This window comes from Kitasatospora sp. NPDC089797 (assembly GCF_040684795.1).
Taxonomy (GTDB): domain Bacteria; phylum Actinomycetota; class Actinomycetes; order Streptomycetales; family Streptomycetaceae; genus Kitasatospora.
The window spans coordinates 103,418-124,236 of the sequence record NZ_JBFBGS010000025.1 but is presented as its reverse complement, the minus strand read 5'-3'; the positions used below and the strand labels follow the sequence as shown (position 1 = coordinate 124,236).

Here is a 20,819-nt window from a genome sequence, read left to right as displayed (position 1 = left end):
CCCCTCCCGGCGGGTCAGCGCGCCAGCTTGACGCAGGCCACCCGGTCGCCCGCCGCGTGCGGACCGGCCGGGGTGCCCGCGTGCACCACCAGCGAGCGCGCCTCGCCGGGGCGCGGCTGCCACTCCACGGTGGCCCGGGCGGTGCCCTCGCCCCCGGCGTCGGTGCGCAGCACCAGCCTCAGCTCGTTGCGCTCGTTGGCGTACGCCGGGTCGGTGGAGGGCTGCACCGGGTCGACGACGTCCTGGTAGTGCGGACCGGAGGAGGCGGGGTCGGCCCCGCAGTCGCCGGTGTGCAGGTGCACCGGGAACTCGTGGTCGGGGGCGAGCCCGGCCACCGTCAGGGTGAGCGTGGTGCGCCCGGGCTCCGAGCGGTCGGTGACGACCCGGGCGCGCGAGCCGTACGGCACCAGGTCCTCGGCGTAGCTGATCGCGGCCGGCGGGACGAACGCGGTCGCGGGGTCGAAGTGCGCCTCCAGGACGGAGACCGGCGAGGCGGCGGGGACGAGCAGGGCCAGCGGCAGCAGGGCGGTGGCGAACGGAGCGGGCATCGGTTCGGGCCTTCCACGGTCAGAGTGACGGTCACCGTGCTCAACGCCCCCGGCCGCGGTCGGACACTGGGCCGCCCGGCCGGGCCGCCCGGCCGGGTCGTCCCCGCGCCGACCGGCGGCTCCGGTGGTGGGCTGGTGGTGGCCGTTGACAGCGGCAAGGATGGTGGCGGGAGCGGTCCGGCCGGCCCGGTCGGAGCGCGACCGTCGCGGCCCGGGCGGCCGCTGACCTGGGCCGTCGTCCACCGGGGCATGCCTGCGGTGGTGATGGCGGCGGCATGCACTATGGTTTATCTCGACATCGAGATAACTGCCGCTTACGCTATATCTCGACATCAAGATACTTGCCGAGAGGCGCGCACCGGCGATGCGGATGAGGCAAGCCTAACTAAGGCTGACCTTACCACCGCGTGGCGGCCGGATATCGCACGAAGCACCCAGAAGGAGTCAGTCGTGTCCGCGAACAGCTTCGACGCCCGCAGCTCGCTGCAGGTGGGCGACGAGTCGTACGAGATCTTCAAGCTCTCCGCCGTCGAGGGTTCCGAGCGGCTGCCCTACAGCCTCAAGGTGCTGCTGGAGAACCTGCTCCGCACGGAGGACGGCGCGAACATCACCGCCGACCACATCCGCGCCCTCGGCGACTGGGACGAGAACGCCCAGCCGAGCCAGGAGATCCAGTTCACGCCGGCCCGCGTGATCATGCAGGACTTCACCGGCGTGCCGTGCGTGGTCGACCTGGCCACCATGCGCGAGGCGGTCAAGGAGCTGGGCGGCGACCCGGCCAAGATCAACCCGCTGGCCCCGGCCGAGCTGGTCATCGACCACTCGGTCATCGCCGACAAGTTCGGCACCAAGGACGCGTTCACCCAGAACGTCGAGATCGAGTACGGCCGCAACAAGGAGCGCTACCAGTTCCTGCGCTGGGGCCAGACCGCCTTCGACGAGTTCAAGGTCGTCCCGCCGGGCACCGGCATCGTCCACCAGGTGAACATCGAGCACCTGGCCCGCACCGTCATGGTCCGCGGCGGCCAGGCCTACCCGGACACCTGCGTCGGCACCGACTCGCACACCACCATGGTCAACGGCCTGGGCGTGCTGGGCTGGGGCGTCGGCGGCATCGAGGCCGAGGCCGCGATGCTCGGCCAGCCGGTCTCCATGCTGATCCCGCGCGTCGTCGGCTTCAAGCTGACCGGCGAGCTGCCGGCCGGCACCACCGCCACCGACCTGGTGCTCACCATCACCGAGATGCTCCGCAAGCACGGTGTGGTCGGCAAGTTCGTCGAGTTCTACGGCGACGGCATCGGCTCCATCCCGCTGGCCAACCGCGCCACCATCGGCAACATGTCGCCGGAGTTCGGCTCGACCTGCGCGATCTTCCCGATCGACGCCGAGACGATCAACTACCTGCGCCTGACCGGCCGTGACGAGCAGCAGCTCGCCCTGGTCGAGGCCTACGCCAAGGAGCAGGGCCTCTGGCACAACCCGGCGCACGAGCCGGTCTACTCGGAGTACCTGGAGCTGGACGTCTCCACCGTCGTCCCCTCGATCTCCGGCCCGAAGCGCCCGCAGGACCGCGTGATCCTGGCCGAGGCCGCCGAGCGGTTCGCCGAGGCGCTGCCGACCTACTCCGCCGAGGCCTCGAAGCCGACCGCCGTCACCGCCCCCGACGGCTCGACCTACGAGATCGACAACGGCGCGGTCGTGATCGCCTCGATCACCTCCTGCACCAACACCTCCAACCCCTCCGTCATGCTGGGCGCCGCCCTGCTGGCGAAGAAGGCCGTGGAGAAGGGCCTGCACGTCAAGCCCTGGGTCAAGACCACCCTGGCGCCCGGCTCCAAGGTCGTCATGGACTACTACGAGAAGGCCGGCCTGCTCCCGTACATGGAGAAGCTGGGCTTCAACCTGGTCGGCTACGGCTGCGTCACCTGCATCGGCAACTCGGGCCCGCTGCCCGAGGAGGTCTCGGCCGCCGTCAACGAGGCCGACCTGGCCGTCGTCTCGGTGCTCTCCGGCAACCGCAACTTCGAGGGCCGGATCAACCCCGACGTCAAGATGAACTACCTGGCCTCCCCGCCGCTGGTGGTCGCCTACGCCCTCGCGGGCAACATGAACATCGACATCACCCGGGACGCCCTGGGCCAGGACGCCGACGGCAACGACGTCTTCCTCGCCGACATCTGGCCGTCCGAGCAGGAGGTCGCCGACACCGTCGCCGGCTCCATCGACGAGGCGATGTTCGACAAGGGCTACCAGGACGTCTTCGCCGGTGACCACCGCTGGCAGTCGCTCCCGGTCCCGACCGGCAACACCTTCGAGTGGGACACCGAGTCCACCTACGTCCGCAAGCCCCCGTACTTCGAGGGCATGGCCAAGACCCCGAGCCCGGTGACCGACATCGCCGGCGCCCGCGTCCTGGCCAAGCTGGGCGACTCGGTCACCACCGACCACATCTCCCCGGCCGGCAACATCAAGCCGGGCACCCCGGCGGCGCAGTACCTGACCGCCAACGGCGTCGAGAAGCGTGACTTCAACTCCTACGGCTCGCGCCGTGGCAACCACGAGGTCATGATCCGCGGCACCTTCGCCAACATCCGCCTGCGCAACCAGATCGCGCCGGGCACCGAGGGCGGCTACACCCGCGACTTCACCCAGGCCGACGCGCCGGTGTCGTTCATCTACGACGCCTCGCAGAACTACCAGGCCGCCGGCGTCCCGCTGGTCGTCCTGGCGGGCAAGGAGTACGGCTCCGGCTCGTCCCGCGACTGGGCCGCCAAGGGCACCGCGCTGCTCGGCGTCAAGGCCGTCATCGCCGAGTCCTACGAGCGCATCCACCGCTCGAACCTGATCGGCATGGGCGTCCTGCCGCTGCAGTTCCCGGAGGGCGAGAACGCCGAGTCCCTCGGTCTGACCGGCGAGGAGACCTTCTCCTTCACCGGTGTGACCGAGCTCAACGAGGGTCGCACCCCGAAGACCGTCAAGGTCAAGGCCGGGGACAAGGAGTTCGACGCGGTCGTCCGCATCGACACCCCCGGTGAGGCGGACTACTACCGCAACGGCGGCATCCTGCAGTACGTGCTGCGCTCGCTGATCGGCTGAGTCCCGCAGTAGTGCCCGGAGGGGCCGGACCGCACCACGCGGTCCGGCCCCTTCTGCATGCTGCGCCGTTCCGCCCCGCCCCCTTGTGCGGGCGACCGTCGATGGACTAAACCTCTGTGCCATCTGGTCCAGACCATTTGACGACGCCTCAGAGAACGGGTCCGGTATGCCCACACGCGCCTCAGCCCTGCTCGCCGCCGCCACCGTCGCCGCCCTGCTCGCGGTCGACGCCTCCACCGCCGTCGCGGCCGACGCCCACCACGGCCACGGCCCGCGGCTGGCGGGCCAGCGGGTCGGCTACTTCACCCAGTGGGGCGCCGACAGCTCCGCCAAGCGGGTCCAGGACTCCGGCCAGGCCGCCCGGCTCACCGTGGTCAACTACGCCTTCGGCAACGTCTCCGCCGACGGCACCTGCTTCGAGGGCAACGACCCCGGCCAGGGCGACGCCCGCGACGACTACCAGCGCCCGTTCTCCGCCGCCGAGTCCGTCGACGGCGTCGCCGACGCCCCGGACCAGCGCCTCAAGGGCCACTTCAACCAGCTGCGCAAGCTCAAGGCGAAGAACCCCCAGCTGCGCACCGTCATCTCGCTGGGCGGCTGGAGCTGGTCCAAGTACTTCTCGGACGCCGCCGCCACCGACGCCTCCCGGAAGAAGTTCGTCTCCTCGTGCATCGACCTCTACCTGAAGGGGAACCTGCCGGTCCTGGCCGGCTCCCCGGAGGGCGGCGCGGGCGCGGCCGCCGGCGTCTTCGACGGCATCGACATCGACTGGGAGTACCCGGGCGGCGGCGGTGACGCCGGCAACGTGGTCCGCCCCGAGGACGGGCACAACTACACGCTGCTGATGCGGGAGTTCCGCCGCCAGCTCGACGCGCTGGGCGGCCGCAAGGGCGGACACCACCTGCTCACCGCCGCCGTCGCCGCCAACGAGACCGTCGCCGACCGGCTCGAACTGCCCGAGCTGAGCCGCTCGGTGGACTGGCTCAACGTCATGACCTACGACCTGCACGGCCCGTGGGAGGGCAAGGGCCCCGCCGGCCACCAGGCCAACCTCTACTCCGACCCGGCCGACCCGGACCCCCGGCAGCGCAGCGCGGACGGCGCCGTCACCCACTACCAGGACCGCGGCATGCCGTCCGAGCAGCTCGTCCTCGGTGCCCCGCTCTACGGCCACGGCTGGACCGGCGTCGCGCCCGGTCCGCGCGGCGGCCTGTACCAGAGCGCCTCGGCGGCCGCGCCCGACCACTCCTACCAGGAGCTCAACGCGCTGCCCGGCAAGGTCTACCTGGACCGCGACCACGGCGCGTCCTGGAAGTACGACGGCACCACCTTCTACAGCTACGACACCGCCGAGGTGCTCACCCAGAAGGCCCGCTACGCGCGCTGGAACGACCTGGCCGGGGTGATGGTCTGGTCGCTGGACGGCGACGACGCCCGGGGCAGCGCGATCGCCGCCCTGGACCGGGGCCTGCGGCGGGACTGAGACCGGGGAACGCCCGAGGCCCGGGAACGAACTGAGGCCGGGGAACACCCGAGGCCGGGGAACGACTGAGGGGCCCGCCGACTCCCGGAAGTCCGGGGAACCGGCGGGCCCCTCAGGCCAAGGCCAAGGCCAAGGCCAAGGCCAAGGCCAAGGCCAAGGCCAAGGCCCTCAGGCCCGGTCGCAGGCCTGCGCGCGCAGGGCGCGGGCCAGGTCGTCACGGCGCTCCAGCACCAGGCGGCGCAGCGCCGGCGCGGCCTGCGGGTGGCCGTCCAGCCAGCCGTCCGCCTCGGCCAGGGTCTGCTCGTCGGTCTGGGCGATCGGGAAGAAGCCGCCGACGATCCGCATCGCGATCTCGATGGTCCGCTCGGCCCAGACCTTCTCCAGCAGCTTGAAGTACGGCGCCGCGTAGAGGGCGGTCAGGTCGCGCTGGGCGGGGATCGCGAAGCCCGCGCTGTTGGCCTCCACCAGGGCGCTGGGCAGCTCGTCCGAGTCGATCACGGCCGACCAGGCGGCGGCCTTGGCCTCCGGGGTGGGCCGGGCGGCCAGGCACAGGGTGTACTGGCGCTTGCCGCCCGCGGTGTTGTCGGAGGCCAGCTCCCCGGCCAGCTCCTCGTCACCGGCCTGCCCGGCGGCGGCCAGGGCCAGCCAGAGCGCCCAGCGCAGCTCCTGGTCGACGTCCAGGCCGTCGATCCGGGCGCTGCCGGCCAGCAGGCCGCGGACCAGGCCGAGGTGCTCGGCGCCGCCCGCGGTCTGGGCCAGGAAGCGGGCCCAGGCGAGCTGGTGGTCGCTGCCGGGGACGGCGTCGCGCAGCTCGCGCAGCGCGCCGTCGGCGAGCTGCCGGGCGCCCTCGGCGCGCCACTCGGGGGCGGCGTACAGGTCGACGGCGGTCTTGGACTGGGCGTGCAGCGACTGCAGCACGCCGATGTTGCCCTCCTGGCCGGCGAAGCGCAGCACCAGGGCGACGTAGTCGCGGGCCGGCATCAGGCCGTCCCGGGTGAGGTTCCAGACCGCGGACCAGGCGAGCGCCCGGGCCAGCTCGTCGCGGATGTCGCCGAGGCCGGCGCGCAGGGTCTCCAGCGAGCCGTCGTCGAAGCGGATCTTGCAGTAGGTCAGGTCCTCGTCGTTGAGCAGCACCAGGGCCGGGCGCGGGCGGCCGGCGGCCTCGGTGACGACCGTGCGGGCGCCGGTGACGTCCAGCTCGATCCGCTCGGTGCGCACCAGCGCGCCGTCGGAGTCCCGGTCGTACAGGCCGACCGCGATCCGGTGCGGGCGCAGCACATCGCCGTCCTGGAGCACGGCCAGTTCGGTGATCCGGCCCTCGGCGTCGGTGGTGACCTGCGGGGTGAGCGCGTTGACCCCGGCGGTCTGCAGCCAGGCGGCGGCCCAGCTCTTGAGGTCCCGGCCGCTGGTCTCCTCCAGCACGTCCAGCAGGTCGCCCAGCTCGGTGTTGCCGTAGGCGTGCCGCTGGAAGTAGCGGCGGGCGCCCTCGAAGAAGGCCTCCGAACCGACGTATGCGACCAGCTGCTTGAGGACGGAGGCGCCCTTGGCGTAGGTGATGCCGTCGAAGTTGAGCTTGGCGTCCTCGAGGTCCCGGATGTCCGCGGTGATCGGGTGGGTGGTCGGGAACTGGTCCTGCCGGTAGGCCCAGGCCTTGCGCTGGTTGGCGAAGGTGACCCAGGCGGAGGAGTACCGGGTGCGGGCGCCGATCAGGCCGTAGGAGCCCATGAAGTCGGCGAAGGACTCCTTCAGCCACAGGTCGTCCCACCAGCGCGGGGTGACCAGGTCGCCGAACCACATGTGCGCCATCTCGTGCAGCACGACGTTCGCGCGGGACTCGTAGGCGGCGTCGGTGACCTTCGAGCGGAAGACGAACTCCTCCTTGAAGGTCACGCAGCCGGGGTTCTCCATCGCGCCGATGTTGTACTCGGGGACGAACGACTGGTCGTACTTGCCGAACGGGTACGGGAAGTCGAACTCCTCGTGGAAGAAGTCGAGTCCGAGCTTGGTGACGCCGAGGATCTCCTCCGCGTCGAAGTGCGGGGCGAGCGAGCGGCGGCACAGCGCGGCGAGCGGGATGTCCAGGGTGCTGCCGTCGGCGAGCTCGCGGCTGTAGTGGTCGGTGACGACGTGGTACGGGCCGGCCACCACCGCGGTGAGGTAGGTGGAGATCGGCTTGGTCGGCGCGAACTCCCAGGTGCGGGCGTCGCCTTCGGCGGAGACGTTCTCGTGCGCGGCGTTGGAGCGCACGTCCCAGGCCGCGGGGGCGGTCACGGTGAAGGTGAACGGGGCCTTCAGGTCGGGCTGTTCGAAGTTCGCGAACACCCGGCGGGCGTCGGCCGGCTCGTAGTGGGTGTAGAGGTAGGTCTCGCCGTCCGCCGGGTCGACGAAGCGGTGCAGGCCCTCGCCGGTGCGGCTGTAGGCGCAGTCCGCCTCCACGGTGAGGACGTTCTCGGCGGCCAGGCCGTCGACGTGCACCCGGGCGCCGTCGTAGGCGGTGGCCGGGTCGAGGGCGCGGCCGTTGAGGGTGATCGAGCGGACGGCCGGGGCCAGCAGGTCGAGGAAGGTGGCGGCGCCGGGCTCGGAGCAGCGGAAGGCGACGGTGGTGGTCGAGCGGAACGTCGCGGCCGACGGGTCGGGGGCCGAGGTCAGGTCCAGCCGGACCCGGTAGCCGTCGACGGCCAGGACGCCGGCTCGCTGTTGTGCTTCCTCGCGGCTCAGGTTCTTGCCCGGCACGGCGGTACTCCTTTGTCCGGCTCGCACGGTGGTGCTTGCGTGGGTGGTGCGGGTCCGTGCGCGGTGTGCGCCGCGCACGCAGGGGCATCCTTTCACGCCCGTCGCGGCCGGTACCATTGCACAACCCGTGGGGCGGGGGCCGGAATCAGCGGCGTCGGGCGGGTGTTGGGGTCCTGGTGGGGCGCTGCCGCGCTGCCTCGGAACACTCACGAAGGACGAGACCCAGTGACGACTGCCGCTGAGCGCAAGACCGCCGACTTCTGGTTCGACCCCGCCTGCCCCTGGGCGTGGATGACGTCCCGCTGGCTGATCGAGGTCCAGCAGCTGCGCCCGGTCGACGTGCACTGGCACGTGATGAGCCTGTCGGTGCTCAACGAGCACCGCGACCTGCCGCAGAACTACCGCGAGCTGCTGGACAACGCCTGGGGCGCGGTCCGGGTGTGCATCGCGGCCGCCCAGCAGCACGGCGACGAGGTGCTGGGCCGGCTCTACACCGAGCTGGGCCTGCGCTTCCACAACCAGGGCCTGCCGCAGAACCGGGAGACGGTCCAGGCCGCGCTGGTGGCCGCGGGCCTGCCCGCCGAGCTGGCGGACGCGGCGGACACCGACGCGTACGACGACGCCCTGCGCGCCTCGCACAAGGAGGGCATCACCCTGGTCGGGGAGGACGTCGGCACCCCGGTGATCGCGGTCGAGGGCGTGGACGGCGAGCGGGTCGCCTTCTTCGGTCCGGTGGTCACCCCGGCCCCCAAGGGCGAGGCCGCGGCCCGGCTGTGGGACGGCACTCTGCTGGTGGCCTCGACCCCGGGCTTCTACGAGATCAAGCGGACCCGGACGGCGGGCCCGTCCTTCGAGTAGGCCCCGCGGCGCACGGGAAGACGCACGGGAAGGGCCCGGTACCCCGGTACCGGGCCCTTCCGCATGCCGTCCGGCCGTGTCGTCGCCGTGCCGGGCCTCAGCGGTCGGCGGCGGCCGCGTCCCGGCGCTGCTTGAGCAGTCCGGCCGCGCTGAGCAGCACGACCAGCACCGCGGCCGCGTACAGCTGCTGGCGGTTGCCCTCGGTGGTGGTCATCAGGGCGAGGATGCCGGCCACGGCGGCCAGCGCGATCCAGGTGAGGTACGGGTAGCCCCACATCTTCACGGTGAGCAGCTCGGGCGCCTCGCGCTCCAGCCGGCGGCGCATCCGCAGCTGGACGACGCAGATGAACAGCCAGACCACCAGGATCGCGACGCCGGTGGTGTTCATCAGCCAGGTGAACACGGTGTCCGGCCAGAACTTCGAGGCCAGGACGGCGCCGAAGCCGAACAGGCAGGAGGCCAGTACGGCCCGGCGCGGCACCCCGCCGCCGACCTTGGCCAGCGCCTTGGGGCCCTGGCCGCGGCCGACCAGCGAGTACGCCATCCGGGAGGCGCCGTAGATGTTGGCGTTCATCGCGGACAGCAGGGCGATCAGCACCACCGCCTCCATGATCGTCCCGGCTCCGGGCACCCCGAGGTGGCGCAGCACGGTGACGTACGGGCCGTCGGCGACGACCGCCGGGTCCTTCCAGGAGACCAGGGTGACCACCAGGGCCATCGAGCCGATGTAGAAGATCGCGATCCGCCACACCGCCGTGCGCACCGCGTTGGCGACGTTCTTCCGGGGGTCGTCGGACTCCGCCGCGGCGATGGTCACGGTCTCCAGGCCGCCGTAGGCGAAGACGGAGGCGAGCAGGCCGACGATCAGTCCGCTGACGCCGGTGGGCAGGAACCCGCCCTGGCCGGTGAGGTTGCTCGTGCCGGGGGCGCCGGGGCCGATCACGCCGGCGATGCCGAGCCCGCCGAGGACCAGGAAGGTGAGGATCGCGGCGACCTTGACGGCGGCGAACCAGAACTCGAACTCGCCGAAGTTCTTCACCGCGGTGAGGTTGCTGGCGCAGAAGAAGGCCATGAACAGGGCGACCCACACCCAGGAGGAGACCCCGGGTATCCAGCCGTTGACGATCTTCCCGGCGGCGGTGGCCTCGGCGGCGACGCCGCAGCAGAGCATCACCCAGTACATCCAGCCGGCCGTGATCCCGGCCCAGGGGCCGATCTCCTTCTCCGCGTGCACCGAGAAGGAGCCGGAGGCGGGGCGGGCGGCGGACATCTCGCCGAGCATTCGCATGATCAGCATGACCAGCAGGCCGGAGAGGGTGAAGGCGAGGATGATCGCCGGCCCGGCGGCCGCGATGCCGGCGCCGGAGCCCACGAACAGGCCGGCGCCGATGACGCCGCCGAGGGCGATCATCGACAGGTGGCGCTGCTTGAGCCCGTGGCTGAGCTGCTGGCCGCCGGACGGCGGGGGAGCGGGGGAACTGCTCCCGGGCGCCGGGGGCGCGGAGGTGGGGGCCATAGGGGTGGATCCAGACTGTGCGGAATGCGGCATGAGCTGTCCAATATCCGGGCACCCCGCTGTTCATGCCAAGGATGTCCGGTCCGGGCCCACCATGCGGACCACCCGGTCACGCTACGTGGCGGTAGATTGGCGGATCGTCGCTCCGGGCCGGTTCCGACAACGTCCGGGGGCGGGGCTTTGTCCGAAACCGTGCCGGTAACGGAGTGGATCACCGCGTAGGTTCACAGGTGTTCACTCACCTGGACCCTCCCGGAGGAGCCCCCGATGGCCACTGCCACCACCCCGATAGCGCGCCGCGCCGTCCTCGCCGACCTGCTGCCCACCGCCTCCACCCGCCTCGGCGCCCAGGCCCGCGACCTGGCCCTGGTGGTCGGCGGCGCCGCGCTGACCGGCGTCGCCGCCCAGCTGTCGGTGAACGTGCCCGGCTCGCCGGTGCCGGTCACCGGCCAGACCTTCGCCGCCCTGCTGGTCGGCACCGCGCTCGGCGCCCGCCGCGGCGCCGTCTCGCTGGCGCTCTACCTGCTGGCCGGCATGGCGGGCCTGCCCTGGTTCGCCGAGGGCACCTCCGGCTGGGCCATGCCGTCCTTCGGCTACGTGCTCGGCTTCGTCCTCGCCGCCGCCCTGACCGGCGCGCTGGCCCGGCGCGGCGCCGACCGCACCCCGGTGAACACCGCCGTCACCATGGTCCTCGGCAGCCTCGCCATCTACGCCGTCGGCGTCCCGTACCTGGCCCTGACCCTGCACGTGTCGTTGGCCCGCGCCGCCGAGCTGGGGCTCTACCCGTACCTGGTCGGCGACGCGCTCAAGGCCGCCTTCGCGGCCGGCGCCCTGCCGCTCGCCTGGAAGCTGCTCGGCCGCCGCTGACGCACCCGGCCCCCGTTGTCGGGCCCGGGCGCACCCGCATGCCACACTCATGGGCATGCGCGTGTACCTGGGCTCCGACCATGCCGGATTCGAACTGAAGAACCACCTGGTGGAGTGGCTCAAGGGGGCCGGCCACGAGCCGGTCGACTGCGGGCCGCACATCTACGACGCCGAGGACGACTACCCGCCGTTCTGCCTGCGTGCCGCCGAGCGCACCGCCGCCGACGAGGACGCCCTGGGCATCGTGATCGGCGGCTCGGGCAACGGCGAGGCGATCGCCGCCAACAAGGTCAAGGGCGTCCGCGCGGCGCTGGCCTGGAGCGTGCAGACCGCCGAGCTCGGCCGCCAGCACAACAACGCCAACGTGATCTCCATCGGCGGCCGCATGCACACGGTCGAGGAGGCCACCGAGTTCGTCGAGGTCTTCCTCAAGACCCCCTACAGCGGCGAGGCCCGGCACACCCGCCGGATCGAGATGCTGAGCGAGTACGAGACCACCGGCGAGCTCCCGCCGATCCCGGCCCACCACCCCCAGGGCTGATCCCGCCACCCACCCGACCGACGGCCGGCCGCACCCTCCCGTGCGGCCGGCCGTCGCCGTCCGCGCCTGTGGGATCGGCCACAGGACCCGGCGTACGCACATCCCCGCACGCGGGGCGCACACACCACCCGTAGGCTCCGTACGCCCAACCGGCGTACGCCTCCTGACGGTGCGCCCGCCACCGTGCCGATCGGCCGAAACCCGGTGAGCGGCCCGCGCGCCCGCGCCGCCGCCCGCCCCCGGGCCGTCGACGCCGGGCCGCACCCGTGGATAGGGTCGGTCCCCATGGCTGGCAGACCGCCGGGCGCACCGCCCCAGACGACTGCGACGAGGCCCGGTGCCACCCAGGCCGCCGAGCCCGTGACGGCCCGGCTGCGCAAGAGGCTCCGCCGGGTCCGCCGAAGGCTGCGCACGGCCGGGGTCGACTACTTCCGCGGCGGCGCCGCCGACTGGCCGGTGCTCTGCGCGCTGGCCCTGCTCGTCCCGCTGATGATCCTGCTCAACATCTGGCTCCCGGACTGGGCCCCGCCCACCGCCCTGGTCCTGCCGATCCTGGCCGGCGCGCTGCTGCTGCGCCCCGGCAGCCTGGTGGTGCTGTACGCGCTGGCCGCGCTCGGGCTGTCCGCCGAGTCCGTGATCCACACCGGCCAGCGGGTCGCCAGCGAGAACCCGGAGGCCTACGTCTACGGCGTCACCCCCGGCGCGGCCCTGGTGGTCGGCGCCGCCGGGGTGGGCGGCCTGCTGCTGGCCCAGTTCCGGGCCCGGGTCGGCGTCCCCTGGTGGGGCGGCTCCACCATGCTGTTCGACCTGCGCGAGCGGCTGCGGGTACAGAGCCGGGTGCCCGAGCTGCCGGCCGGCTGGCACGCCGACATGGCGCTGCGCCCGGCCGGCGGGCAGTCCTTCTCCGGCGACTTCGTGGTGGCCGCCCGCACCGGCCCCGGCCAGCGGCTGCTGGAGGTGGTCCTCGCGGACGTCTCCGGCAAGGGCATGGACGCGGGCTCGCGGGCGCTGCTGCTCTCCGGCGCCTTCGGCGGCCTGGTCGGCTCGCTGCCCGCGCACGACTTCCTGCCCGCCGCCAACGGCTACCTGCTGCGCCAGTCCTGGGAGGAGGGCTTCGCCACCGCCGTCCACCTGGTGCTGGACCTGGACACCGGCGAGTACGAACTGCTCTCGGCCGGTCACCTGCCCGGCATGCAGCGCCTGGGCGGTGAGGGGCGCTGGGAGGTCAAGGAGGCCGAGGGGCCGCTGCTCGGCATCTACGACGGCGCCAAGTTCGACGGCGTGCGCGGCCGGCTGAACCGGGGCGACGTGCTGCTGCTGTGCACCGACGGCATGGTCGAGGCGCCCGGCCGGGACCTCACCGAGGGCATGGACCGGCTGATGGGGGAGGCCGACCGGCTGGTCCCCGGCGGTGCCCCCGGCGCCGGCGCGGGCGCGGCGTCCGCGCTGATCGAGACGGTCGCCCGGGACATCAACGACGACCGCGCCGTCCTCCTGCTCTGGCGCGACTGACTGGTCTGTCGCCCGCTCGCCTCCGGGTCGGGCCCCGGGGCGGGTGACTCGCCCGGCGGGTCGGCACATGCCACCGGCAGGCGGGAGCGGTGCTGTCAAGCCTGGCAGCTGATCTTCGGCCATATCGGACGCCCCGTCGGCTGACCGGATCAGCGGCTTCCGCTCCCCGCCCCCGGACGCTTCCCCGCCGCTCAGCACCGCCCCGCCGACGATTCGTCAGAACGGCTCCGCTATCGTCCCGGTCGGCGGAAACTCGTCTCGCATCGCAGGATGTCGGCGGTGGGCCGGCTGTCAGACCTTTACGCAATCGGCACGGTCGACCACACTGAGTCCGGGCGGGACTGTTCAGGATTCGGGGGATTGGGGGCGACGCGTGCGGCACAGCAGGCAGCGGTTCGACGCGGGTCCCCTCACCGGCGCTGCGCCGGTCGGTCCGCGATTCCGCCTCGGGACCGTCGGACAGGCCGGGGTCCGGCTTCGCAGGTGTCGCCGGGCGGCGGCACCACGCTATGAAACGAGGAAGTGAGTCCGGGTGGCACTCTCCGTCTCCGCGCTGGTCCTGTTCGCGATCCTGTGCATCATCTTCATCCGGAACAAGCAGATGAAGATCCTGCACGCGATCATCGCCGCCCTGTTCGGCTTCATGCTGCACGAGACCACGATGGCGACCTCCATCAACTCCATACTGGCCAACCTGGCCCACAGCATCTCCAGCATCACCGGCGGCTGACCGGGACGGGAGCGCCCCGGAGGTGAGCGGGCGGGTCGTGCCTACCGGCCGGTCCGCCGGGCCTCCCGCCAGCGGGCGAACAGACCCCGGGGGCGGGTCGCCGCCGGGGCCGGGGCACGTACCGGCGCGGGCACACCGGCGCCCGCCGGTGCGGCCGTGACCGGTGCTGCCCGCTCCGTCGTCAGCAGGACGAACAGCCGTGCCCAGCAGAGCCGTTCGCCGCGCGGCCAGTCCAGCGCGCGCAGCGCCGCGGAGGCCGTCTCCGAGACCTCGCCGTCCACCCGGACCTCGGCGACGTCGTCGCCCGCCTTCCCGCCCAGGAAGAGCTTCACCCCGACCGGCCCCGGCCCGGCCAGCTCCTGACGCAGCGCCGGAGCCAGCGCCGGCAGCACCCGGTGCTCGGCGAGCCAGGCCGCCAGGTGCTCGTTGCCGAAGCCGAACACCGCCGCCGGCCCCTGCACCGCCCGCCAGCCCGGGAGTTCGGGCAGGGCCGGCCGGTCGGCGTGGATCCCCCGGCCGTCCGCCAGCTCGACCAGCACCGAGGCGGTGGTGGTCGCCCACATCTTCACCGCGTTCGCGAGCTTCTCCTCCTCGGTCTTGCCGAGGCCGGCCGCGCAGTCCCACACCACCGGTGCGTCCGCCCGGCCCAGGTGCAGCACGAAGCCGAGGTCCACGTGCCCGGCGCCGCCGTCGTCCCCGGGGTGCTCGCGCACCGCCACCGCCGTGGTGCCCGGGCCGCGCACCACCTCGCCGTCCGGATGGAACACCTGGCCCAGGCGCGCCATCTCCAGGACCACGCAGCGCTGTATGACGGCCAGTCGCTCCTGCGAACGCACCGGGACTCCTCCACCTCGGGAGCGCGGCGCCTGGGCAGCGCTCGAACTGCGCTCGAACGCCGCCGAGGCTATCGGCCCGACCGCCGTGCGGGAAACCGTTCGCACAGCCTGGTCCTCCGGTCGCGGAAATGACCGGAATGCCCCACTTTGGGGAGCGGAACCTGACGGCCGCCCGCCTGGAGAGCCCGCATGCCCCGCACCGACCCGACGCCCGTCGCGCCGTACCCGATCCACTGGGACGGCTCCGGCCTGGTCGCCGAGATCGAGGCCTACCTCGCCTCGCTGCCCGCCCCCGCGCGCACCCCCGGGCCGTGCGTCTGCCGCTACGGGAGCACCCTGCGCCCCTGGTACGCGGGCCACCCGGAGCCCCGGGCCACCCTGCTGGACCGGGCGCTGCGCCGGCCCGCCCGGCCCGTCCCGGTCACCGCCGCCGACCACCTGCGGCTCGCCTCGCGCTACATCGGCGCCCACGGCTGGCTGCAGGGCGCGATGTGGGACGCGGCGGGCCGGGTCTGCCTGCTCGGCGCCCAGGCCGCCGTGCTGGCGCACGGCTACGGCACCCCGGCGACGGTGCGGGTCGGCCGGATCCAGCTGATGGAGGTGCTGCACGCCACCGGCCGCCCGGCGCGCTCCCCGGACGAGTACAACGACCGCCCCGCCACCCGGGAGGGCGACGTGCACCAGCTGCTCGACCGGGCCGCCGCCCGGGCCGCCCGGCTCGGGCTCTGAGCCCGCCCGGCCCGGGAACGCCGACGGCCCCGGTGCGCTGGGCGCACCGGGGCCGGGCCGGAAGAGCGGGTGACGAGAATCGAACTCGCGTGACTAGTTTGGAAGACTAGGGCTCTACCATTGAGCTACACCCGCGCGGAAGCCCGACCGTCACCGGTCGGAAGTCCGGGGGACAGCGTACCCGGTCCGGTCGCCCTCGTGCACACCGCGTTCCCGCGCACCCCCTTCCGGCACGCCCTCACCGCACTCCCGTCGCGCCCCGAATATGTCGACGGGCGGTACAGGCCCGGCGTGTACGCTTCCTCTCGGCACCACGGGGTGTGGCGCAGTTTGGTAGCGCGTCCGCTTTGGGAGCGGAAGGCCGTCGGTTCGAATCCGGTCACCCCGACAGTGCGGCAGGGTCTCGCCCATCGGGGCGGGGCCCTGTGCTGTACCACCGGGCTGTACCACCGCCTGGGTGGAGGCCCTGCGGCGGCGGTACGGTGGCGTCTGGCGTCCGCCTTTCGTGGTACCGGTAGGATGGGGCGCTGGCGGTAGTCCCTGTGGCGTCCACCCAGGTCAACCGCACGAGGGCGAGGAGTCAAGCTCACCGTCCACCCACACGGGAGATGCAGCTCCAACCGCCCATCGCCCGTCTCGTCCGACCCGTCCGTACCGGCCCCGGCCGGCTGCGCGGGGCGGGCGGAGACAACCTGACCGCAAGCCCATAGGAGACCTAACCGTGAAGAGCGCCGTCGAGACTCTGAACCCGACCCGGGTTCGACTCACCGTCGAGGTGCCCTTCGAGGAGCTCAAGCCCAGCCTCGACGCGGCGTACAAGAAGATCAACCAGCAGGTCACGGTTCCGGGCTTCCGCAAGGGCAAGATCCCGGCTCGCGTCATCGACCAGCGCTTCGGCCGTGGTGCCGTGCTGGAGGAGGCCGTCAACGACGCCCTGCCGCGCTTCTACACGCAGGCCGTCGACGAGGGCAAGATCGAGGTCCTCGGCCAGCCCGACATCACCAACATCGAGGGTGTCGAGAAGATCGCCGATGGCGGTGACCTGAAGTTCACCGCCGAGGTGGACATCCGTCCGGAGATCACCCTGCCGGAGTTCTCCTCCATCGAGGTGACCGTCGACCCGATCGCCGTCTCCGACGAGGACATCGAGAAGTCGCTGGAGCAGCTGCGCGAGCGCTTCTCCTCGGTCAAGGACGTCGAGCGCGCCGCGGCCGCCGGCGACACCGTGGTCGTCGACCTGATCGCCAAGGTCGACGGTGAGGTGCCGGAGGACGGCACCGCCGCGGGCGTCAGCTACGAGATCGGCTCGGGCCGTCTGATCGACGGCATCGACGACGCCGTGATCGGCCTGTCGGCCGGCGACGAGAAGACCTTCGAGACCGAGCTCAAGGGTGGCACCCAGGCGGGCAAGACCTCCGAGGTCACCGTCACCGTCACCGCCGTCCAGGAGAAGGAGCTGCCGGAGCTGGACGACGAGTTCGCCCAGCTGGCCAGCGAGTTCGACACCCTGGAGGAGCTGCGCGCCGACTCCCGCAAGCGCCTGGAGCGCATGAAGGAGTACGACCAGGCCACCCAGGCCCAGGAGAAGGTCCTCGACGCGCTGCTCACGCTGGTTGAGATCGAGTACCCCGAGAAGCTCCTGAAGGACGAGATCGAGACCCGCAAGCACAACGTCGAGCACCACCAGCTCGAGCCGATGGGCCTCGACATCGACACCTACCTGGAGACCCAGGGCAAGACCCGCGAGGAGTGGGACGCGGAGATCGAGGAGCAGGCGAAGAAGGGCATCAAGACCCAGTTCGTCCTGGACCAGATCGTCGCCAACGAGGAGCTGGGTGTTAACCAGGAGGAGCTCACCGAGCACCTCATCCGCCGCGCCGCCGGCTCGGGCCTGACCCCGGACCAGTTCGCCCAGCAGGTCGTCCAGGGCGGCCAGGTTCCGCTGCTGGTCGGCGAGGTCGCCCGCGGCAAGGCGCTGGCCACCGTGGTCGAGGCCGCCAAGGTCGTCGACACCGAGGGCAACGAGATCAACTTCGACGACGACGAGGCCGACGAGTCGGCCGAGACCGTCGAGGCCGTCGCCGACAAGGCCGAGGAGGGCACCGAGGCCTGAGTGCCCCGGTAACCCCCCCCCGAGGTGACCCAGCGGGCCCGGACGCCGTACGGTGTCCGGGCCCGCTGTCGTCCCTTCGGGCACCCCGCGACCCTGCGCTCACAGCGAACAGTTCTGCGTGAGGGATTCTGCGGCCGGGCCTGCGCGTTAGGGTCCTTGGACAGCGACAATCACAACGTGATACCCGGAAGCTGTGCGACACCGTGACGGCCGTGGAGCGACCGTCCAAATCGACTGAGCAGGTGGCTAAGTGACGTTCCCGCAGATGCAGATGCCTGGCCCGATGGCGCCGCACGCCGCCGCTGGTGACGTGCTCGGCGGTCTTGGCGACCAGGTCTACAACCGGCTGCTCAACGAGCGGATCATCTTCCTCGGCCAGCAGGTCGACGACGACATCGCCAACAAGATCACCGCGCAGCTGCTGCTGCTGGCCGCGGACCCCGAGAAGGACATCTTCCTCTACATCAACTCCCCGGGCGGATCGATCTCGGCGGGCATGGCGATCTACGACACCATGCAGTACATCAAGAACGACGTCGTCACCATCGCGATGGGCATGGCCGCCTCGATGGGCCAGTTCCTGCTGACCGCCGGCGCCAAGGGCAAGCGCTTCTCGCTGCCGAACGCCAACATCCTGATGCACCAGCCCTCCGCGGGCCTCGGCGGCTCCGCCACCGACATCCGCATCCAGGCCGAGCAGCTGCTCCGCACCAAGAAGCGGATGTCCGAGCTGATCGCCTTCCACAGCGGCCAGTCCTTCGAGCAGATCACCTCGGACTCCGACCGCGACCGCTGGTTCAGCCCGGAGGAGGCCCTGGAGTACGGCCTCATCGACGCGATCATGCACAGCGCCGCGGACGTCCCGGGCGGCGGCGGCACGGGCGCCTGAGCCTCGGCCCGGCCCGGCCCGGCCCACGAGACCACAGCCACAACGCCCCGGAGGACCAGAAACCCCATGAACATCCCCAGCCTGTCGGCCGCCCAGGCCCGCGTCGAGGACATGCGCGCCGAGGGCCGCTACATCGTCCCCCGCTTCGTCGAGCGCACCACGCAGGGCATCCGCGAGTACGACCCGTACGCCAAGCTGTTCGAGGAGCGCATCATCTTCCTCGGCTCGCAGGTCGACGACGTCTCGGCGAACGACATCATGGCGCAGCTGCTGTGCCTGGAGTCGATGGACCCGGACCGCGAGATCCAGATGTACATCAACTCGCCCGGCGGCTCGTTCACGGCCCTGACGGCCATCTACGACACCATGCAGTACGTCAAGCCGGACATCACCACGGTCTGCATGGGCCAGGCGGCCTCCGCGGCGGCCGTGCTGCTCGCCGCCGGCACCCCCGGCAAGCGGATGGCGCTGCCGAACGCCCGGATCCTGATCCACCAGCCGTACACCGAGACCGGCCGCGGTCAGGTGTCCGACCTGGAGATCCAGGCCAAGGAGATCTTCCGGATGCGCGAGCAGCTGGAGGAGATGCTCTCCAAGCACTCCAACAAGTCGGTGGAGCAGGTGCGCGACGACATCGAGCGCGACAAGATCCTCACCGCCGAGGAGGCCAAGGAGTACGGCCTGGTCGACCAGATCATCTCCACCCGCAAGACCTCGCTGACCTCCTGAGGTCGGCACCGCCGGGGCGGGGCGCGCAGCGGTTCGCGCGCCCCGCCCCGGTCCGTCGGCGAGTTCTGCCACGGCATCTGTTCGGTATCAATTCGCCCAGGGCGTAGGGCAGACCCGGCGAAGAGGACGGAATCAAGGGCCCGGCAGAGTACCGTCGGATAGCGAGACCGAGCGCCGTCGGCGCGGACGGTCCACAGCACCAGGCCCCGGAACCCTGCGGGGCCCCTGGCGAAGGGGAAGCACCTCGTGGCACGCATCGGAGACGGTGGCGACCTGCTCAAGTGCTCGTTCTGCGGCAAGTCGCAGAAGCAGGTGAAGAAGCTGATCGCCGGCCCAGGCGTGTACATCTGCGACGAGTGCATCGACCTGTGCAACGAGATCATCGAGGAGGAACTCGCCGAGACCTCCGAGGTCCGCTTCGAGGAGCTCCCGAAGCCGCGTGAGATCTACGAGTTCCTGGACCAGTACGTGGTCGGCCAGGACCTCGCCAAGAAGGCGCTGTCGGTGGCCGTCTACAACCACTACAAGCGCGTCCAGGCGGGCGAGGCGGGGCGCAGCGGCGGCAACGGCCGTGAGGACGCGATCGAGCTCGCCAAGTCCAACATCCTGCTGCTGGGCCCGACCGGCTCCGGCAAGACGCTGCTGGCGCAGACCCTGGCCCGGATGCTGAACGTGCCGTTCGCGATCGCGGACGCCACCGCGCTGACCGAGGCCGGGTACGTCGGCGAGGACGTCGAGAACATCCTGCTCAAGCTGATCCAGGCGGCCGACTACGACGTCAAGAAGGCCGAGACCGGGATCATCTACATCGACGAGATCGACAAGGTCGCGCGCAAGAGCGAGAACCCGTCGATCACCCGGGACGTCTCCGGCGAGGGCGTGCAGCAGGCGCTGCTGAAGATCCTGGAGGGCACCACCGCGTCGGTGCCGCCGCAGGGGGGCCGCAAGCACCCGCACCAGGAGTTCATCCAGATCGACACCACCAACGTGCTGTTCATCGTCGGCGGCGCGTTCGCCGGCCTGGAGCGGATCATCGAGGGCCGCGCGGGTGCCAAGGGCATCGGCTTCGGCGCCAACATCCGGTCCAAGCGGGAGTCGGACGCCAGCGACCACTTCCGCCAGGTGATGCCCGAGGACCTGGTGAAGTTCGGCATGATCCCCGAGTTCATCGGCCGTCTGCCGGTGATCACCAGCGTGCACAACCTCGACCGCGAGGCGCTGCTGCAGATCCTCACCGAGCCGAAGAACGCGCTGGTCAAGCAGTACCGCAAGCTGTTCGAACTGGACGGCGTGGAGCTGGAGTTCTCGCGCGACGCGCTGGAGGCGATCGCCGACCAGGCGATCCTGCGCGGCACCGGCGCGCGCGGTCTGCGGGCCATCATGGAGGAGGTGCTGATGTCCGTGATGTACGAGGTGCCCTCGCGCCAGGACGTCGCCCGCGTGGTGGTCACCGGGGACGTCGTCTCCAAGCACGCCATCCCCACCCTGGTCCCGCGCGACATGATCAAGCGCGAGCGGCGCGACAAGAGCGCCTGACCCGACGGCCGTACGCAGCCCGTACGCGCAGGGGCCCCGCACCGTCGTGGACGCAGGGCGCCGCGACCTCGCCCTCACAGCCCTCGGCGAACTCACCGCCCCC

At 71.7% G+C, this 20,819-nt stretch carries 16 protein-coding genes and 2 tRNA genes; 13 read left to right on the top strand and 5 right to left on the bottom strand.

The genetic code is table 11. The features are described 5' to 3' along the window. Positions 1 to 14: 14 nt before the first annotated feature. Positions 15 to 548 (bottom strand): superoxide dismutase family protein, encoded by a 534-nt coding sequence (locus AB0O91_RS21575; protein WP_363435595.1) that lies wholly within the window; start codon positions 546 to 548, stop codon positions 15 to 17. Positions 549 to 998: 450 nt separating this feature from the next. Between AB0O91_RS21575 and acnA the strand changes: the two genes are divergently transcribed. Continuing rightward, entirely contained in the window at positions 999 to 3,644 is a 2,646-nt protein-coding gene (gene acnA, locus AB0O91_RS21570) for an aconitate hydratase AcnA (RefSeq protein ID WP_363435592.1), read from the top strand. Between the two features lie 166 nt (positions 3,645 to 3,810). Further along, positions 3,811 to 5,127: a glycoside hydrolase family 18 protein gene (locus tag AB0O91_RS21565; RefSeq protein WP_363435590.1), complete on the top strand. Its 1,317-nt coding sequence runs from the start codon at positions 3,811 to 3,813 to the stop codon at positions 5,125 to 5,127. A 168-nt stretch (positions 5,128 to 5,295) separates the two neighbouring features. Here AB0O91_RS21565 and pepN read toward each other — a convergent pair whose 3' ends face one another. Then, complete coding sequence (gene pepN / locus AB0O91_RS21560; RefSeq protein WP_363435587.1) at positions 5,296 to 7,860, bottom strand: aminopeptidase N; 2,565 nt, start codon at positions 7,858 to 7,860, stop codon at positions 5,296 to 5,298. A gap of 291 nt (positions 7,861 to 8,151) precedes the next feature. Between pepN and AB0O91_RS21555 the strand changes: the two genes are divergently transcribed. Beyond that, positions 8,152 to 8,718, top strand: coding sequence for a disulfide bond formation protein DsbA (locus AB0O91_RS21555; protein ID WP_363435648.1), 567 nt, complete (start codon positions 8,152 to 8,154; stop codon positions 8,716 to 8,718). Between the two features lie 97 nt (positions 8,719 to 8,815). Here AB0O91_RS21555 and AB0O91_RS21550 read toward each other — a convergent pair whose 3' ends face one another. Beyond that, positions 8,816 to 10,234, bottom strand: coding sequence for an amino acid permease (locus AB0O91_RS21550; protein ID WP_363435584.1), 1,419 nt, complete (start codon positions 10,232 to 10,234; stop codon positions 8,816 to 8,818). A gap of 267 nt (positions 10,235 to 10,501) precedes the next feature. Between AB0O91_RS21550 and AB0O91_RS21545 the strand changes: the two genes are divergently transcribed. The 4 genes from AB0O91_RS21545 to AB0O91_RS21530 all read left to right on the top strand — a co-directional run bounded on the left by AB0O91_RS21545 (position 10,502) and on the right by AB0O91_RS21530 (position 13,884). Next, positions 10,502 to 11,101: a biotin transporter BioY gene (locus tag AB0O91_RS21545; RefSeq protein WP_363435581.1), complete on the top strand. Its 600-nt coding sequence runs from the start codon at positions 10,502 to 10,504 to the stop codon at positions 11,099 to 11,101. A gap of 55 nt (positions 11,102 to 11,156) precedes the next feature. Then, the gene (locus AB0O91_RS21540) at positions 11,157 to 11,642 is read left to right on the top strand and encodes a ribose-5-phosphate isomerase (RefSeq protein WP_363435578.1); all 486 of its coding nucleotides are present in this window, start codon (positions 11,157 to 11,159) and stop codon (positions 11,640 to 11,642) included. 285 nt (positions 11,643 to 11,927) lie between these two features. Further along, a complete protein-coding gene (locus AB0O91_RS21535) occupies positions 11,928 to 13,154 on the top strand; it encodes a PP2C family protein-serine/threonine phosphatase (RefSeq protein WP_363435576.1) in 1,227 nt (408 codons plus the stop codon). A 532-nt stretch (positions 13,155 to 13,686) separates the two neighbouring features. Then, positions 13,687 to 13,884, top strand: coding sequence for a hypothetical protein (locus AB0O91_RS21530; RefSeq protein WP_363435573.1), 198 nt, complete (start codon positions 13,687 to 13,689; stop codon positions 13,882 to 13,884). A 41-nt stretch (positions 13,885 to 13,925) separates the two neighbouring features. Here AB0O91_RS21530 and AB0O91_RS21525 read toward each other — a convergent pair whose 3' ends face one another. After that, positions 13,926 to 14,720, bottom strand: a complete 795-nt coding sequence (locus AB0O91_RS21525; protein ID WP_363435570.1) for a DUF6348 family protein — start codon at positions 14,718 to 14,720, stop codon at positions 13,926 to 13,928. A gap of 189 nt (positions 14,721 to 14,909) precedes the next feature. On the opposite strand from AB0O91_RS21525, the gene AB0O91_RS21520 reads away from it, so the two are divergent. Next, on the top strand, positions 14,910 to 15,449 hold the full coding sequence (locus AB0O91_RS21520; RefSeq protein ID WP_363435567.1) for a hypothetical protein: 540 nt from the start codon (positions 14,910 to 14,912) through the stop codon (positions 15,447 to 15,449). Between the two features lie 64 nt (positions 15,450 to 15,513). Here AB0O91_RS21520 and AB0O91_RS21515 read toward each other — a convergent pair. Further along, positions 15,514 to 15,584: transfer RNA gene (locus tag AB0O91_RS21515), tRNA-Gly, on the bottom strand. A gap of 179 nt (positions 15,585 to 15,763) precedes the next feature. Here AB0O91_RS21515 and AB0O91_RS21510 point away from each other — a divergent pair. From AB0O91_RS21510 to clpX, 5 genes are all read left to right on the top strand, one after another. Beyond that, positions 15,764 to 15,837, top strand: a tRNA-Pro gene (locus tag AB0O91_RS21510). Between the two features lie 333 nt (positions 15,838 to 16,170). Then, positions 16,171 to 17,562, top strand: a complete 1,392-nt coding sequence (gene tig / locus AB0O91_RS21505) for a trigger factor (RefSeq protein WP_363435564.1) — start codon at positions 16,171 to 16,173, stop codon at positions 17,560 to 17,562. Between the two features lie 271 nt (positions 17,563 to 17,833). Further along, positions 17,834 to 18,451 (top strand): ATP-dependent Clp protease proteolytic subunit, encoded by a 618-nt coding sequence (locus AB0O91_RS21500; RefSeq protein WP_363435646.1) that lies wholly within the window; start codon positions 17,834 to 17,836, stop codon positions 18,449 to 18,451. 66 nt (positions 18,452 to 18,517) lie between these two features. Then, positions 18,518 to 19,180, top strand: a complete 663-nt coding sequence (locus AB0O91_RS21495; protein ID WP_363435562.1) for an ATP-dependent Clp protease proteolytic subunit — start codon at positions 18,518 to 18,520, stop codon at positions 19,178 to 19,180. 246 nt (positions 19,181 to 19,426) lie between these two features. After that, the gene (gene clpX, locus AB0O91_RS21490) at positions 19,427 to 20,716 is read left to right on the top strand and encodes an ATP-dependent Clp protease ATP-binding subunit ClpX (RefSeq protein WP_030283761.1); all 1,290 of its coding nucleotides are present in this window, start codon (positions 19,427 to 19,429) and stop codon (positions 20,714 to 20,716) included. Positions 20,717 to 20,819: the final 103 nt, after the last annotated feature.

Bases quoted from the DNA above. Each gene is read 5' to 3' on its own strand.
- AB0O91_RS21575 (WP_363435595.1), bottom strand. From the start codon at position 548: ATGCCCGCTCCGTTCGCCACCGCCCTGCTGCCGCTGGCCCTGCTCGTC.
- AB0O91_RS21565 (WP_363435590.1), top strand. From the start codon at position 3,811: ATGCCCACACGCGCCTCAGCCCTGCTCGCCGCCGCCACCGTCGCCGCC.
- AB0O91_RS21555 (WP_363435648.1), top strand. From the start codon at position 8,152: ATGACGTCCCGCTGGCTGATCGAGGTCCAGCAGCTGCGCCCGGTCGAC.
- AB0O91_RS21550 (WP_363435584.1), bottom strand. From the start codon at position 10,234: ATGGCCCCCACCTCCGCGCCCCCGGCGCCCGGGAGCAGTTCCCCCGCT.
- AB0O91_RS21545 (WP_363435581.1), top strand. From the start codon at position 10,502: ATGGCCACTGCCACCACCCCGATAGCGCGCCGCGCCGTCCTCGCCGAC.
- AB0O91_RS21540 (WP_363435578.1), top strand. From the start codon at position 11,157: ATGCGCGTGTACCTGGGCTCCGACCATGCCGGATTCGAACTGAAGAAC.
- AB0O91_RS21535 (WP_363435576.1), top strand. From the start codon at position 11,928: ATGGCTGGCAGACCGCCGGGCGCACCGCCCCAGACGACTGCGACGAGG.
- AB0O91_RS21520 (WP_363435567.1), top strand. From the start codon at position 14,910: ATGCCCCGCACCGACCCGACGCCCGTCGCGCCGTACCCGATCCACTGG.
- AB0O91_RS21500 (WP_363435646.1), top strand. From the start codon at position 17,834: ATGCCTGGCCCGATGGCGCCGCACGCCGCCGCTGGTGACGTGCTCGGC.
- AB0O91_RS21495 (WP_363435562.1), top strand. From the start codon at position 18,518: ATGAACATCCCCAGCCTGTCGGCCGCCCAGGCCCGCGTCGAGGACATG.